A 15,756-nucleotide genomic window follows, 5' to 3' on the forward strand; every position below is an offset into this window, starting at 1 on the left:
ACCGGAATTTTGCCGTTTTTCAGACGTTTCCATTTTTCGTGGGAACCCTTTGCGTTTTTCCAGTACGCGAAACCCCGTTTTGATATTTCTCTGGTTACGGAATTGTAGAGACTGCCAGGCAAGCTATGCGGTCGCCCTTCCCATATCTGGATGCTGCCACAGAATTGCTGGGATCAAGTCCTTGAAAGAATGCTCAGCGATCTCTGGAGCAGTCCAGTGGTTCACAATAATCAATTCAGGGGCCACGTCCATCATGATGGTCTCGAACTCCTCTAGATCGGCTGCCTCGATATGTAAGCCTTCTATATCGCTTCGGGAGTAGAAGACCTCTGCTTCGGCATCCCAAACAGCTTGCACTCTAAAGACCCGCTTCATCATTCGCTCTCCTGTTCGAAGAATCTAACCGAAGTCTACCACCACTTTTCGTCAGGAATGTTGTTCGGTGGCATGAGTTAACGATCCCAGGCCGCTTGCCGCCAAGAGTCGTAGCGAAGGCATCATTCCCCAGATGGAAAAATGGCGATGGTACTCACCACATCTTCTTGGACTCCTTCGGGTTTGCTCCGTCACCCATACCGGATCCAGACTCTCAATTCCTCCAGCGTCAGCAGTTCGGAAGGGTCTCCGGCGTCAGGAGGCTGAACCGTCACGAGGAAGGAATTCTCGCCGTACCGCAGGTCGCGGGTCTCCCAACTGGACCAGCCCGGCAGGTCCGCGCCTGCGGCGCGCGGACGAGGTTGACCCTCTCCATTGACCCGCCAAGTGACACGGTCATCCGCGGTGGAGTCGGCCCACCGCGTCTCGACCCGGACGCTGCTGGCCCGTTTCGGCCGGTCGGCGATCTTCAACTTCAGTTCGAATCGGGCGGACCCCGCCTGGGTGGCGAAGGAGAGGGGCAGTTGTCCCGGCCAGAGGCTCTCATTCATGTACCCGACCCGCTTCCGGTCCAGGTCGATCTGGTACATCTTGTCCAGGCCTGCCAGCACCTCCGGCTCACCGATCTCATGGAGGGAGTCGAACCGGGCGGGGTCGAGGAAGTTGAAGGCGTGCAGGCCGTCCACCCCTTCGTTCCAGAGCCGGTAGGCGGCCCCCCGGATCGCCTCCACGTGATCGAAGACGAACTTCCAACTCAGGCCGCCGTAAACCGGGATGCCGTGGTTCCGGCCCATTCGGATCCATTCCTGCACCGGAAAGGAGTAGGGGAGGGAACCGAAACCGGCGATCAGGAAGTCCACCCAGCCGCGGGCGACCCACTCCTCCACGTCCAGTCCCACCGAGAGGGCCAGATCGGGGGAGTCGGGGACTCTCATGGACAGGAGAATGGGCCGTCCCCTTTGTTTCCCGCGCTGCTCCAGGACTTGGTGGATGCGTTGGATGAGGTCGGTCATCACCGGCAGGTGGCGCCGCTCCTGTCCGTAGCGGAAGAGCAGGGGATGCCGGCACCAGTCCAGCTCGATCCCCTCCAGGTCGTAGCGCCGGCAGGCTTCCCGGACCACGCCCAGGAAATGGTCCCGCACCTCGGGGCGGACGTAGTCGTATGCGGGCCAGGAGAAGGAGATGGGGCCCAGCGAACTGTTGCGAAAACGGTCGATGGTGCGCCTGCCGCCGTTGCCCCAATACTCCAGCAGCGCGTCGTGAGGATGATCTGCGGATTCACCGTTGATCCAGGGCAGGAACGTTTCCTGGAACCGCTCGGGACTGATGCGGGACTGGAGGAGATGGGGGTTCTCCAGTTTGAGCGGAGTCCAATACTGGATCCCCGAGTAAACGGCGCAATGGACGTCATTCATGCGGATGGAGAAGAAAAACTCCATGTTGTTGTCGTGGGCGAACTTCACGGCGGGCTGGACCGGATCGGGGCCCAGGGCCTGGATGTTCTTCCGGGGCAAATCCCAATGAGGGATGGTGGCGAGGCCGCAGTGGGCCAGTCCGTTGACGTGGGTCCCCTTGAGATGGTTCATGCGCAGGGCGAGATACTCGTCGACAGAATCGAACCGTTTCGGCCAGTGAGGGCGCCGTCCCAGATCCTGGGCTATCCCCGCCAGGTCGTCGGCGTCGTTGTTCCAGATGATCCGTTTCTTGCGGCTGCTTTGCTTGGATTGCTCTTGGCCCGGGGAGCAGCCGGATCCAGCGAGGGCGGGCAGCAGCGTCGTGGCGGTGGTAGCCGCCGCCGTGTTTTTGAGGAATCGTCTTCGGTTCTGCATGGTCCCTCCTGGCGGACGGGCGACTGTCTTGTCGCAGGAGGGGCGATTTCTAATCGCCCAATCTTCGTTGCTGAATTGGCATTGTGAAGATCGGCGGTTGGAAACCGCCGCTCCTTCGGCGGCAAGAAAGCCGCCGCTCCCTGATCACTCGCTGATGCAATAAAGAGCGTCCTGGCTGCGCAGAAAGAGCTGGTTGTCAACGATTACCGGCGACGAGATGAAGAAGTGGTCCGGCATGGAGTTGACCGCCTCGACGTTGTATTCCTCACCCATTTTGAGAACGATGACGTCACCCTGTTCGCTGGCCAGGTAGAGCCGGCCCCCGGACCCCACCGGCGAGGCCTTGAACTGGTAAGGATTGGGCAGGCGCTGCTGGTGGTAGAAGGGTTTGCCCGTGTCGGCGTCGAAGCAGCTGATGAGTCCCCGGTCCGTCAGCACGTAGAGCTTCCCGTCGGCATAAACGGGACAGGCGGTGTAGGCGTTCCCCCGTTGGTTGGTCCAGAGGACCGCGTCCGTATCGGTCAGGTCACCCGTTCGGTCCAGTCGAATGGCCAGCATGTTGGGACTGCGGTGCCCCGTCATCACGATCACCGTGTCCCGGTGGCGGACCGGTATGGGGACCGGGTTCAGTCCCAGCCCGCCGCATTCCCAGATCAGGTCGCCGTTGGCGATGTCGTAGCTGCGGACCCGGTTGTCTCCGGTCACAATGACCTGGGTTTTTCCCGAGTGCTCCGTGACCAGCGGAGTGGTCCAGGTGCTCCGCTCGTCCCGGTCGCGGCGCCACAGTTCTATCCCCGTATTTTTGTCCAGAGCCATGATGAAGGACTGGCCTTCATGGTCGAAGTTGAGAATCAGAGTATCGCCGTGAAGGACCGGCGCCGTCCCCTCACCGAAACCGTTGCGCATTCTCATTTTCACGCCGAAGTTCTTTTTCCAGGCCAGATTCCCGTCCAGGTCGTAGACGAAGAGGCCCCGGGAGCCGAAGAAGGCGTAGAGGTGGCGGCCGTCGGTGGCAGCGGAATTGGAGGCGAAGCTGCCGTAACGCCGGTGGTAGCCCTCGTGAGGCGTCTCTTTGGTTGCTGTCTGCCGCCACAGGATCTTTCCCGTCTCCTTGTCCAGGCACAGGACCTCGAACTTGTGCTCCACCAGGGTCATTTGCATGCGGCGCCGGAATCGTTCCCGCAAGCGCCGCCGCCGTTCCGGGTCGGGCCTGCCCTCGCCTCCTCTCTCCGCTCGCGGCCGCCGGGGAGGCCGATTCGGACCGCGTCCCGTTGCGTCGGGGATGGGGGACGTGGGGATGGCGGTGGTCAGGTAGATCCGGTCTTTCCAGATGATGGGTGTGGAATGCCCCTTCCCGGGGATGGGAGTCATCCACTTGACGTTTTGGGTGGTGCCCCACCGGACCGGCGCTCCCGTGCGGGCCATGCCGGTGTTGTCGGGACCGCGCCAGTTGGGCCATTGGTCATCGAAATCGGCCGGGGGCGGAGACGCGGCGGCCAGCGACAAGCCCAGGATACCGGCAAAGATCAAAGATGTTCTTTTCATGAATTCTCCCTCCCAGCATCGTCAGGCTTGGTACCGGTTCCAAGAGACGGCGGGTCTGTTCGCGACAATAGCAGTCCCTGGCGAAAGTCGCCACGCCGGTCCCGCGGTTTTGGCGACCCGTATAATTCGGGCTGCTACAATACGGCGCTGCGATTGCAACGATTGAGGATTGGAACCGAGGAGAACTCGAAATGAATCAGATCTACACCCTGTTCACCGTCATGACTCTCTCTCTGGCCACCGCCATCGCCGGCGTCATCGACATCGGCTCGCGCCGGGAGTTGTTCGTGGACCAGCACATGATCCACGAGATCACGGGCGACGCCCGCCTTCAATTGCATCGGCCCGAGCCACAGGAAGTGGTCCTCGTGACGGGCGAGCCCTGGGAGGGGAACACCAGCGCCTACTACACCATCTTCCAGGACGGCGATCTGTACCGTATGTACTACCGCGGATCGAACTGGGATGTGGAGGCCAGGAAGGCCACTCATCCGGAGGTGACCTGTTATGCCGAGAGCCGTGACGGGATCAATTGGACCAAGCCCAATCTGGGGATTGTGGAGTACGAAGGATCGAAACAGAACAACATCATCCTGGACGGGATCGGCACCCATTGTTTCGTTGCCTTCAAGGACGGCAATCCCGACGCTCCGCCGGAGGCGCGTTACAAGGGGATCTCCCGGGGCCGTCCTCTGGGAAAGAAGGGACTCTACGTCTACCAGTCTCCCGACGGCATCCATTGGAAACTGATCCGGAACGAGCCGGTCATCACCGAAGGGGCATTCGATTCTCAGAATCTGGCTTTCTGGGATCCCCGAATCGGCAAGTACCGCGAGTACCACCGCATCTTCGTCAACCGGGTACGCGCCATCATGACCGGCACCTCCGACGACTTCGTCAACTGGACCGACCCAGTGCTCCTGAAATACCCGGGCGCGCCCAACCAGCACCTCTACACCAACGCCATCCAGGCCTATCACCGGGCGCCCCACATCCTCATCGGATTTCCCACGCGCTATCTGCCTGACGAGGGGCAGCGGGTGGAGCCCATCTTCATGGCCAGCCGCGACGGGCTCACCTTCCACCGTTGGAACGACCCGGTAATTCCCGAAACCGCGCCCAAGGACCGCGCGGGGAACCGCAGCAACTACATGACTTGGGGCCTCCTGGAACTGCCGGACCGCCCCGGCGAGATGTCGGTGTACGCCTCCGAGGCGTACTACGAAGGGCCGGACACGCGGCTGCGGCGTTTCAGCTTTCGCAGCGACGGTTTCGTGTCGGCCAGCGGCGGCCCCGGAGGCGGGGATCTGGTCACCCACGCGCTCAAGTTCTCGGGCAGCCGTCTCGAGGTGAATTTCCGGGCCCGCCCCGGAGGTCAGCTTCGGGTGGAGTTTCAGGACCAGGAGGGCGCTCCGATACCGGGCTATTCCCTGGTCGATTGCCCGGCCCTGACCGGCGATTCAACCCGGATCATCGTCAACTGGAAACAGTGTCCCTGCAGCCAGGAAACTCCCAGCGAAGAAGAGACGATCCAGCCCGACGTTGGATCCCTGGCCGGACAGACGATCCGGATCCGGTTCCGCCTGGAAAACGCGGACCTCTACTCCTTCCGCTTCAGCGACTGAGGGTTCAGGGATGCCAGCGAGCGCAGGGGCGGCCCTCGTGGCCGCCCTTTGCCGTTCAGGCCGATCGGTCGGTGTGCAGCAGGTCGACCAACTGAAGAAAAAGGCGATCGCGGCGCGACTGCCGCTCCTCGATCCGTTCGGGAGTGTATTCGTAGATTCCCCGTCCGCTCTTGACTCCATAGTGCCCTTCCTGCACCAGGCGGCCCACGGCGGGCGGCAGCTTCCGGCTTGACGCGATCTCCTTCAGCAGGACGCCGAAGACGTGCCCGGTGATGTCGAGGCCGGCGAAGTCCGCGATCTCGAAGGGTCCGGCTGCGGCCAGGCGGAGCCCGATGCTGGCGCTCACCGCCTGGTCGACCTGTTCCGGGGTGGCGACGCCCTGTTCCACCAGATCCCAGATCTCCCGGAAGACGGCGGCCTGAATCCGGTTGACCAGGAACCCGGGAACTTCCTTGTGAAGCCGGATCGCCAGCTTGCCGTTCCGCTCCAGCAGGGCCATGGTCCTCCCAACGGTTTCCTCATCGGTCTCGCGGCCGGGCACGACTTCCACCAGGGGGATGATGTGGGGCGGATTGAACCAGTGGGTGACCAGCGTCCGTTGGGGATGCCGGAGACTGCGGGCCATCTCGGTCATGGGAAAGGTGGAGGTGTTGCTGGCCAGGACCGTCTCCTGGGAAACGAGATCCTCCAGCCGTTTGAACAGATCCTTCTTCGTGGGAAGATCTTCCCGGATCGCCTCCACGACGAAATCGGCTCCCTGGACGGATGGTTCCAACTCGGAGACAACCTCGATCCGGCCGAGCACCACCTCCGGGTCCAGTCCCGGGGGGAGACCCAGCCGGGCCTTCTGTTCCATATTGCCGCGGATCCGGTCCTTCAGCGTGTCCCGCGCCCGGGCTGCGGAATCGTAGCAGCGGACGCGATGGCCGGTTGAGGCGAAGATCTGGGCGATCCCGTGCCCCATGGTTCCCAGGCCCAGTACGGCGATACGTTCGGAACCCATGGGACTCAACTCGTTCCGGCGCCGGACGCGACAGTCGCCCGTCCCATGATCTGACCGATGATGTCCAGGCCGACCTTCTCGCTCCAGGCGTCCATGAGGCGGTGGAAAACAGGTCCGCCAGCCTTGCCGTCCCCGATGACCGCCCCGTTGATCCGGGTCACCGGAGCAAGGCAATAGGGTGTGGTCAGAAGGAGCGCCTCGTCGGCGTTCATCACGTCGTAGACTTGGAAGTCCCGCTGCTCGAAGGGAATGCCCAACTCCCGGCAGAGCTCGGAGACGGTCAGCAGGGTCACTCCCGGCAGAGTGTTGCGAGAGGTGGGAGCGACGACTGCGCCATCCTGCACGATGGCGAAGTTTGAGCCGCTGGTCTCAGTCACGTTTCCGTCCAGATCCAGCAACAGAGTGATTCCCCGGGGATCCACCTGTTGGGTCTCCTGGTCCGCCAGCCACATGTGCATTCGGCTGCGATGTTTGATCTTGGAGTCCACGCATTGAGGAGGGTAGTGGCGGATCGAGGGAGTGACCACGTGAGCCCCCTCCGTGAAGAGATGGGTGAAGGCCTCGAACGGAACGGGGAAGGTGTGGATGCATAGGGTGGGCACCATCTGCTTGGGGGTTCCAGGCAGTGCGGAATAGGAGGCGATCTCCCCGGCCGTCATGAAGTGAACCAGCGATAGTTCCCGGTCGGGAGGAAGGAGCCTCGTGTTGTGGCGGACCAGTTCCCGGGAGATCTCCTCCGTCCGGTCCCGGCCGAAGGGAGGCTGGATCCGGGTGTACCGGGCTGACCGGTAGAACCGGTCGACGTGATCTTCCAACCGGAAGGGTTTGTGGTGGAACGTACGCGTCATGTCCGTCACGGTGGCTCCCAGGATGATTCCTGCGTCGAATATGGCAATGGAGGCCTGGGAAGCCGGGACCATTCGGTCCTTGAGGAAGACCAGCGGTTCCTGGCCGGCGCCGGAGTCCGGAATGAGGGAAATCTGGCTTGACATGGTTTAGAGCTCCGTTCCTATGTGTTGTTCCTGAATCTCCTGAACGCGAACGATCGATGACGGGTCAAACTCCAGGCCGGCCGCCTGCAGATTATCCTCCAGCTCGGCGATGGTCATGGCGCCAGGAATGGTTGTCGCGACCTGGTCCTGGGAGACGCAGTAGCCCAGAGCGGCTTGTGCCGGAGAGCAACCCAGTTTGCGGTGGAGGAAGTGGAAGCGTTCCGAAGCTTCGACCAGTGACAGATGCCTCTCACGCGGCCAGGTGGATCGAACGTCCGAAGTGGAGTCGAATACCGTATCCTGCGTGAATCGGCCGGTCAGATAGCCAAAGAAAAAGGGCTCGCGGCAGACGACGCCCACATCCAGTTGCTTGAGCCTGGGGAGGATACGCCGGCGGGCGCTCCAACTCAGCAGATTGAACCGGAGTTGGACGACTTCCACTTCTTCCTCTTCGCAAAGCGGCAGGAAGAAGGATTCGCTCTCCGCGTGGGATGCGGGGAACGAGATCCCGTAGGCGCGAATGATCCCCCGCCTCTTGAGTTCCTTGAGGGCCGCCAATCCCGAAGGTTGGTAGAGGCCGGCTTCGGGGGAGTGCAGGACGTAGACGTCGATGTATTCGGTGCCGAGGCGCTCCAGGGACTCTTCGTAGTGAGCCATGATGTAGTCACCCGAGTAGTCGCTGGTATAGCGCTTGTCCTTCAGGAATATTCCCACTTTGGTGGAGACGATGACCTCTTCCCGGCGGTTCCGGATGACCTCTCCCACCAGCCGCTCTGAATGGCCGTCGCCGTACCAGGGGGCCGTGTCCAGGAAGTTGACTCCCTGATCCAGGGCTTGGCGGAGCATTCGCAACGATTCGGCATCGTCCACCTGGCCGTACCCGGAGATGGTCCCGTCCCGCTCCATGGGCCCCCCGATCCCCCAGCATCCCAGGCCCACGACCGAAACCTGCATGCCGGTCCTGCCCAGCCGTTTGGTCCTCAGTCGGCTCATGATCCGTAAGTGTAGCAGTCCGGAGCGAAAGTCTCGTCTCCTGGCGATGGACCCGCGACGGTCCGATCCGGACGCTTCGCGGCGGACCGAATTGAATCGGATGAGCCGCCGAAATAAAATGGGTAGCAGCCGTTCGGGCGGTCGGAACAGCATGACTGTCGGCGGAAAGATCGCGATGAGGACCCGCACACACTTTCCCCTCGGCAGCGCTGAGCGCCCCCTCCGCGTTGCCATCGTCGGCTCGGGGCCATCCGGTTTCTACGCCGCCGACGCTCTCTTCAAGCAAAAGGGTGTGCATCTGCGCATCGACATGTTCGAGCGCATGGCCATGCCGTACGGGCTGGTTCGTTACGGAGTGGCGCCGGACCACCAGAGCATCAAGCGGGTCATCCGCAGCTACGCGATGACGGCGCGTGACCCCCGGTTCAGGTTCTTCGGCAACGTTCAGGTGGGGCACGACCTGCCGGTGGAGCAGTTGCGCAAGCACTTCGACCAGGTTGTCTACGCTTTTGGTTGCAGTTCGGACCGGCGGTTGGGCATCCCGGGGGAGGACCTTCCGGGCAGTCACACGGCGACGGAATTCGTGGCCTGGTACAACGGGCATCCCGATCACCGCAACGACCGGTTCGACCTCTCCGGCAGCCGGGTGGCCGTGGTGGGTGTCGGCAACGTGGCCATGGACGTGACCCGGATTCTGGTCAAGGATCCGGAGGAGCTGGCCTCCACCGACATCGCCCACTACGCTCTGGACACCCTGCGCATGAGCAGAATCAAGGAAGTCCTGGTATTGGGACGCCGGGGACCGGTCCAGGCCAAGTTCACTCCCAAGGAAATCCAGGAGATCGGGAGTCTGCCGGACGTGGACGTGATGGTGCGTAAGCGTGACCTGGAGCTGGACGACTGCTCTCTGGACGAGATGCGGGCGAAAAAGCCGGCGCACCGCAACGTGCAGTACATGATGGAGCGGGCCCGGCTGGGGGCCCAAGGGGGGTCGCGCCGCGTCCTCTTGCAGTTTCTTGCTTCGCCGGTAGAGATCCTCTCCACCAATGGGAGGGTGAGTGCGGTACGGGTCGAGCGAAATCGTCTTGTGGCCGACGAGCAGGGCTGGATCCGGTCCGTGGGGACGGGAGTCAGCGAAATCGTCCCCGTGGATCTGGTGTTCCGATCCGTGGGTTACCGCGGTGTGCCCCTTCCGGGAATCCCGTTCGATGATCGTAAAGGGGTCATTCCCAGCGCCCATGGACGTGTCCTGAACCGCCGCGGTGAAGCGAACGGCACAAGCGAGTACGTCGTCGGTTGGATCAAGCGCGGTCCCACCGGGCTCATCGGAACCAACAAGGGAGATTCGGCGGAAACCGTTCGGAGCATGATGGAGGATATCCGCGGCAGGGAAGCCCTGCCGCTTTCCGAAGGTGCGGACGAAGCCGTGTCACGCCTCCTGCTGGAACGGGGAATCCGTCCGATTCGGTTCTCGGACTGGAACATCATCGACCGGATAGAGCTGGAGCGGGGCCGTCGCCGAGGCAAGCTGAGAGAGAAGATCACCGATCCGACGGAAATCGCCAGTTTGCTGGACGGCCGGCGCCGGCGTGTAGCGGTCGGCTGAAACGCCGGCAGGTCCGAGGCGGATTTCCCAGCCGAATAGCAGTTCCCTAAAAAGAGAGGATGAGGACATGGGAACCATTCGCCGTCGCGAGTTCGGGCAAGTCCTGGCGGCCACCGGGTTGGGGCTCGCGACCGGAACTTCCCGTTCCGAGGCCGCCGGCCGGAAGGAACACCGCATCCCGCTGGGGTTCGACAACTACTCCATTCGGGCGCTGGAATGGAAGGCGCCGCGCCTGATCGAGTATGCCGCCGAGTTGGAGTTGGACTCCTGCCTGCTCTCGGACCTCTACGTCTACGACAGTCACGACGAGTCCTATCTCGGCGAAATTCGGGCGCAGGCGAACGGTGCGGGCATCCAACTTCACGTCGGGACGGGAAGCATCTGTCCCACCTCTTCCAGTTTCAAGACCGATTTCGGCAGTGCGGAGGAACATCTGGCGCTCACCATCCGGATCGCCCGGATTCTGAGGTCGCCGGTGGCCCGCTGCTTCCTGGGCAGCCGCCAGGATCGCCTGGGGCCCGAGGGAATCGAACCCCACATGAAAAGCACCGTCCAGGTGTTGCGGAAACTGCGGGGCCCGGCGCTGGAAGCGGGAGTCCGCATCGCCATCGAGAACCACGCCGGCGACATGCAGGCCCGGGAAACGGTCCGGGTCATCGAAGAGGCGGGGACCGATTTCGTGGGCGCGACGGTGGATTCGGGAAACGCCACCTGGAGTCTGGAAGATCCGGTCCGGAATCTGGAGATCCTGGGTCCCTACGCCGCCTCCAGCGGCATCCGGGATTCCATGGTCTGGGAGGACGAATCCGGTGCCCGGGTCCAGTGGGCGGCGATGGGGGACGGCTGCGTCGACCTGGAGACCTACATGGAACGGTTCGCCCGGCTCTGTCCCGGCGTCCCCATCCAGCTGGAGACCATTTCCGGGGTGCAGAGATCCGTTCCCTATCTGCAGAGGGACTTCTGGAATCCGTACCCGGCGGCCCTGGCCCAGGATTTCGCCGCCTTCGTGGCCCTGGCCAGACGGGGCACGCCGTTGAAGCCTTTTGCGGTTCCGGAGGACGCCGATGCCCAAAAGGCCACTGCCGCTTTCCAGAAAGCGGAGTTGGAACGCAGCGTGCGATACTGCAGGGAGGTCCTGGGGCTGGGCTTGAAGTCATAGTTGCGATCCGTCGAGGAGGTGTGAACCGGAAAATGCAGATCACCAAAGTCGATTCCTACATCGTGGAAAATCCCTGGAACCCCTGGTTTTTCGTGCGAGTGGAGACGGATACGGGAGTCGTCGGCGTCGGCGAGGGGATCGGGTACCACTGGTCCCTGGCGGCCCAGGCCTACCTGCGCCAGAACGGCGAGCATCTCTTCCTGGGGCGGGACCCACACGACATCGAGAAGATGGTCCTGGACACCCGCCAGATGCTGGGGATCGATCGGGGTCTGGGGATGGTGGAGAGGAGCGTTCTTTCGGCCGTGGAGCAGGCCTGCTGGGACATTCTGGGGAAGCACTACGGAGTCCCGGTCTACAAGTTGCTGGGCGGCAAGGTCCGCGACCGGATCCGGGTCTACGCCAACGGCTGGTACAACGACTTCGACGTCCGTGATGCCGGCCAATGGGCGGCCAAGGCCAGAAAACTGGTGGATCAGGGCTACACGGCGCTCAAGTTCGATCCCTTCGGGGCCGCCTACCGGCGTCTCGAACCGTCCGAGTTCCGCCTGGCCGTGGACATCGTCGCCGCCGTGCGCGAGGCCACGGGGCCCGACACGGGTTTGATCGTGGAGGCGCACGCCCGGTTCCATCCCGAAGCCGCGATTCAGTTCGGCAAGGCCATGGAGCCGTACGACCTGCTCTGGTACGAGGCGCCGACTCTCGGATACCTGGGTCCGGCACCCCTCAAGGAGGTGGCGTCCCGGGTCAATATTCCCATCGGGACCGACGTGGCCGGAATCAGCGACCTGGTCCAGGCCAGCCAGTACCTGCCCGGCCGGGCGGCCGGCGTCTACCAACCCGACGTGGGTTACTCCAGCGGGATCCTGGAAGTGAAGAAGATGTCCGCCCTTGCCGACGCCCTGGGTGTTTTCTTCGCTCCCCACATGTCCCTGGGGCCCATCTGCATGGCGGCTTCGATCCAGGTCAGCTTCACCGCGCCTGCCTTCCTGATCCAGGAGGCGTTCGCCGAATTCGCGTATCCCTCCTGGACCCGGGAACTGGTCACCGGATCAGCCCCCATCCGGGACGGATACATCGAGTTGCCGGATAAACCTGGCCTCGGTGTGGAACTGGACGTCTCGGTGGCCCGCCAGCACCCCCTCAAGGGAGACCGGGTGATCGATCTCCTGGCCGAAGGCTGGGAGGGACGATCTGATGTGCTAAAGGCGTAACCCTCAGAGGAGCGCAGCTCCGTTTCGAAGGTCTTTGGCCGCAAACAGATGCACATGCGAATCAATTTGGACATCCCGGATCGTGAACTTAAGGATGCTATTCGATTCACCGACGCCACGGCTGAATCGGAGGCTGTCGTTCGAGCTGTGGCAGAATTCAACCGCCTCTCCCGCATGGCGGCGCTCACCCGATTCTCTGGAACCTGTGTCGACTTGATCACACCGGAAGAACTTCAGACCTCACGCCGGGCAACGGATCACGAATAGGTCCAACTCCTTGAGGATTCCAACGCCCCCACGAACTATGGTGTTGTAGGTTTCCCAACTGCTCCGCTTGTTATGATCCCGCAAAGAAAACACAGGAGGGCCGGTGTCCAACCAGTCTGAGGATTCGTATGGTCAAACCATTTCGCACGACGGTGACCGGAAGCTATCCTCGCCCGGTCCAACCCGCTGACACTCTGCGCAAGCCGAAACTCAGCCGTGAGGAGGCCGATGAGATCATCCGGTGGGCGGTGCGCGACCAGGTGGACGCCGGTCTGGACATCGTCACCGACGGCGAGGGCCGGCGCGAGAACATGTACTATTTCGTCCAGAAGCGGGTGGACGGCATCAGCTTCGAAGAGATGAACTACCGGAAGTTCGGGACCGCCGGGTTCGGAATCGAGTTGGCGCAGGCGGTCGGTCCCCTCTCCAACCCCAGCGTCGGGCTGGCTCACGACTGGCGGGTGGCCCGGGATGCCGCTCCCGTAGGCGTCGAGGTCAAGCTCACCTGCATCGGCCCGCACATGCTGGCCAAATTCACGGATAACCGCCGGCCCGACCTTTACCCGGACGATGCCGCGCTCGCGGCCGGCTACGCCCGGATCCTGAACCAGGAGTTTCGGGAGGCGGTCCGGGCCGGTTGCGAGTTCATCCAGTTCGACGAACCGGCGTGGACCGCATTTCCTGAAGACGCGGTCTGGGCGGCGCAAACCCTGAAAATTGCCACCGAGGGACTCGGCATACGATTCGGCCTCCATGTCTGCGGGGGGAACGCGTACCGCAAACGGGTCTATTTCGCACGCTATACGGACATGGCCGAAGCCTTTCGCGCCGCTCCCGTCGACCAGGTCTCCCTGGAGCACTGCACCCTGGAATACGACATGATGCCTCTCTGGGAAAAACTGGACTTTCGGGGGGAGTTCGCCGTGGGAGTGCTGGATCAACGAAGTGACGAGATCGAGCCACCGGAACTGATCGTCGAACGGACCCGGCCGGCCCTGGAGCATTTCCCTCCCGATCGCCTGCTGCTGGCGTCGGAGTGCGGCTTTCAGCACGTCCCGCTGGAGATCACTCGCCAGAAGCTGAGGACTCTGGTGGCGGGAGCCGAACGGGCTCGAAGTGTCCTGGTCCGTCCATCCGGCTGAGGAGTCGAGCAAACCGTGGGCACCGTCTTCACACCTCTGGACACCGGCGTCTTCTTCGCCGCCCTGGCTCTGGTGATGGGCATCGGCCTGTTGGCGTCGCGGCGCGAAAACACGGCGGAGGCCTATTTTCTGGCGGGCCGCAACATCCCCTGGTGGGGCGTGGCCGGTTCCATCTACGGCAGCAACGTCAGCGCCAATCACATGATCGGGATGATGGGCATCGGCTTCAGCGTCGGTTTCGCTCAGAGCCACTTCGAGCTGGGAGCCATCGCCGGCCTCATGCTCCTCTGCTACGGGTTCCTCCCGGTCTATCGAAAGTTGAGGATCTACACCCTCTCCGAATACCTGGAGCGCCGGTACGACCAGCGCAGCCGGGCCGCCTACGCCATCATCCTGGTCATCACCATGGCTGTGGTCCAACTGGTGCCCGCGCTCTACATCGGCGCCCGTTCGAGTTGCGTGCTCATGGGCGGAGCCGCGCTCGAGGAGATCGGTCCGGAATCGATTCCTGGAGAGTTGCAGGACGGGGAGGCGGGGTCAGCCGGTTCGTCCGGCGCGCCGGCCAAGTCGAAGCTGGGCGTGAATCGTTTTCATTACAGCGTCTTCGTTCTGATCCTGGCCGCCATCGCCACCAGCTACACCATTTTCGGGGGACTCAAGGCGGTCATCTGGACGGACGTGATCCAATCGGTCCTGCTGCTGTTGGGCGGCATTTTACTGGCGATCCTCACCTTTGACCGGCTGGGAGGATGGAGCGCGCTGATGGACCTGGATCGAGCGGGGGCGGGAAAGATGCACCTCTATCTGCCCAGCGACCATCCGGACCTGCCCTGGACCGGGGTTCTGACCGGCCTGATGGCTCTGCACATCTTCTATTGGGGAACGAACCAGTTCATCGTCCAGCGTGCGCTGAGCGCCCGGAGCGACTCGCAGGCGCGGCTGGGCATCGTAGCGGCGGGGTTCCTCAAGTTATTGATCCCCTTCTTTTCCATCGCCAGCGGAGTGGCTGCCTTCTATCTGTTCCAGTCCGAGCTCCCGAATCGTTCCGTGGCCCCCGACACCGCCTTCACCGAGTTGATCGTTCTGGTGATACAGCCGCTGGGATTCGGGCTCATCGGCGTGATCGCGGCCGGCGCCGTGGGAGCCATCCTGTCCTCCATCGATTCCATGATGAACTCGGCCGCCACCATCGTCAGCATGGACCTCTACCGCCGGTATCTCAATCCGCAGGCCAGCGACGCCCAGATGATCCGGGTGGGACGATGGTCCATCCTGGGGTTTGTCTCCCTCGCCAGCCTGTTCGCGCTTTTCGTCATCGATCCCAACTCGGAGAAGAATTTCTTCCTTCAGATCGTCGACTACCAGGGCTACCTGACCCCCGGGCTCCTGGTGGTCTTCCTGCTGGGGTTGTTCTGGCGGCGGACGACGCCCACCGCGGCCTTCGTCACCATCGTCCTGGGCGTTATCTATTCCTGGGCCGTGGAGTGGATCTACGTCGCGTACCTGGCGCCATTGCCCGCGGTGGCGGCGGTGACCGGCGAGGTGCTCAACTTCTTTCACCGGGTCGTCGCGGTCGTTGTGCTATGCACGTTGACAGCGGTCCTGGTGAGCCGCTTGGGAAGTTGTCCCGAGGAAAAAGCGAAGCTGACCTGGGCTGGAGTGCTCGCCATTTCCCCCGAAGCAGTCAGGAATCTGCTGGCAGGCCTGGTGGCTTGGCTGGGGATCATGGCGGCTCTGGCGGCGGCTGTGGCCGGCGGCGGACTGTCCCCGGTAGCGGCGGCCCTTCTCGGTTCGGTCCTGACCCTGGGGATGTTCTGGTTGCTGCTGAGGCGCCGGGCCCGGAGCCGAGGGCCCGTGAACCTGGTGTCCTGGGCCGTTCGCCAAGACCGATGTTGGGCCGGTTGCCTCTGCGCGGCCGCCGTCTTCTTCCTCTTCTATTTTTATTGACGAGGAGCGGCGGTTTCCTAACCGCCGATTCTTAGACCGTCAAGGACCGCTGCGCACGG

12 protein-coding genes are annotated in these 15,756 nt (G+C 62.8%); 6 read left to right on the forward strand and 6 right to left on the reverse strand.

Annotation, left to right across the window (positions count from 1 at the left end):
- Nucleotides 1-123 precede the first annotated feature (123 nt).
- From OXT71_16165 to OXT71_16175, 3 genes are all read right to left on the reverse strand, one after another.
- Nucleotides 124-378, reverse strand: a complete 255-nt coding sequence (locus tag OXT71_16165) for a DUF1902 domain-containing protein (GenBank protein ID MDE2927932.1) — start codon at nt 376-378, stop codon at nt 124-126.
- A 188-nt stretch (nt 379-566) separates the two neighbouring features.
- Nucleotides 567-2,204: a hypothetical protein gene (locus OXT71_16170; protein ID MDE2927933.1), complete on the reverse strand. Its 1,638-nt coding sequence runs from the start codon at nt 2,202-2,204 to the stop codon at nt 567-569.
- Nucleotides 2,205-2,348: 144 nt separating this feature from the next.
- Entirely contained in the window at nt 2,349-3,749 is a 1,401-nt protein-coding gene (locus OXT71_16175; GenBank protein ID MDE2927934.1) for a PQQ-like beta-propeller repeat protein, read from the reverse strand.
- Between the two features lie 191 nt (nt 3,750-3,940).
- On the opposite strand from OXT71_16175, the gene OXT71_16180 reads away from it, so the two are divergent.
- Nucleotides 3,941-5,374, forward strand: a complete 1,434-nt coding sequence (locus tag OXT71_16180; GenBank protein MDE2927935.1) for a hypothetical protein — start codon at nt 3,941-3,943, stop codon at nt 5,372-5,374.
- A gap of 55 nt (nt 5,375-5,429) precedes the next feature.
- Here OXT71_16180 and OXT71_16185 read toward each other — a convergent pair whose 3' ends face one another.
- From OXT71_16185 to OXT71_16195, 3 genes are read right to left on the reverse strand one after another with little or no spacing between them, the layout of a single operon-like run.
- On the reverse strand, nt 5,430-6,377 hold the full coding sequence (locus OXT71_16185; GenBank protein ID MDE2927936.1) for a 3-hydroxyacyl-CoA dehydrogenase family protein: 948 nt from the start codon (nt 6,375-6,377) through the stop codon (nt 5,430-5,432).
- 5 nt (nt 6,378-6,382) lie between these two features.
- Nucleotides 6,383-7,369 carry an aminotransferase class IV gene (locus tag OXT71_16190; GenBank protein MDE2927937.1) on the reverse strand — a complete coding sequence of 329 codons (987 nt, stop codon included), beginning with the start codon at nt 7,367-7,369 and terminating at the stop codon, nt 6,383-6,385.
- Nucleotides 7,370-7,372: 3 nt separating this feature from the next.
- Nucleotides 7,373-8,362, reverse strand: coding sequence for an aldo/keto reductase (locus OXT71_16195; protein ID MDE2927938.1), 990 nt, complete (start codon nt 8,360-8,362; stop codon nt 7,373-7,375).
- Nucleotides 8,363-8,537: 175 nt separating this feature from the next.
- Here OXT71_16195 and OXT71_16200 point away from each other — a divergent pair, with 175 nt between their 5' ends.
- The 5 genes from OXT71_16200 to OXT71_16220 all read left to right on the forward strand — a co-directional run bounded on the left by OXT71_16200 (nt 8,538) and on the right by OXT71_16220 (nt 15,697).
- On the forward strand, nt 8,538-9,968 hold the full coding sequence (locus tag OXT71_16200) for an FAD-dependent oxidoreductase (GenBank protein MDE2927939.1): 1,431 nt from the start codon (nt 8,538-8,540) through the stop codon (nt 9,966-9,968).
- 67 nt (nt 9,969-10,035) lie between these two features.
- Nucleotides 10,036-11,127, forward strand: coding sequence for a sugar phosphate isomerase/epimerase (locus OXT71_16205; protein MDE2927940.1), 1,092 nt, complete (start codon nt 10,036-10,038; stop codon nt 11,125-11,127).
- Nucleotides 11,128-11,159: 32 nt separating this feature from the next.
- Entirely contained in the window at nt 11,160-12,341 is a 1,182-nt protein-coding gene (locus OXT71_16210; protein ID MDE2927941.1) for a mandelate racemase/muconate lactonizing enzyme family protein, read from the forward strand.
- 395 nt (nt 12,342-12,736) lie between these two features.
- Entirely contained in the window at nt 12,737-13,750 is a 1,014-nt protein-coding gene (locus tag OXT71_16215; protein ID MDE2927942.1) for a hypothetical protein, read from the forward strand.
- 15 nt (nt 13,751-13,765) lie between these two features.
- Entirely contained in the window at nt 13,766-15,697 is a 1,932-nt protein-coding gene (locus OXT71_16220) for a sodium/solute symporter (GenBank protein ID MDE2927943.1), read from the forward strand.
- Nucleotides 15,698-15,756: the final 59 nt, after the last annotated feature.

It is taken from the genome of Acidobacteriota bacterium, assembly GCA_028874215.1.
GTDB lineage: Bacteria > Acidobacteriota > UBA6911 > RPQK01 > JAJDTT01 > JAJDTT01.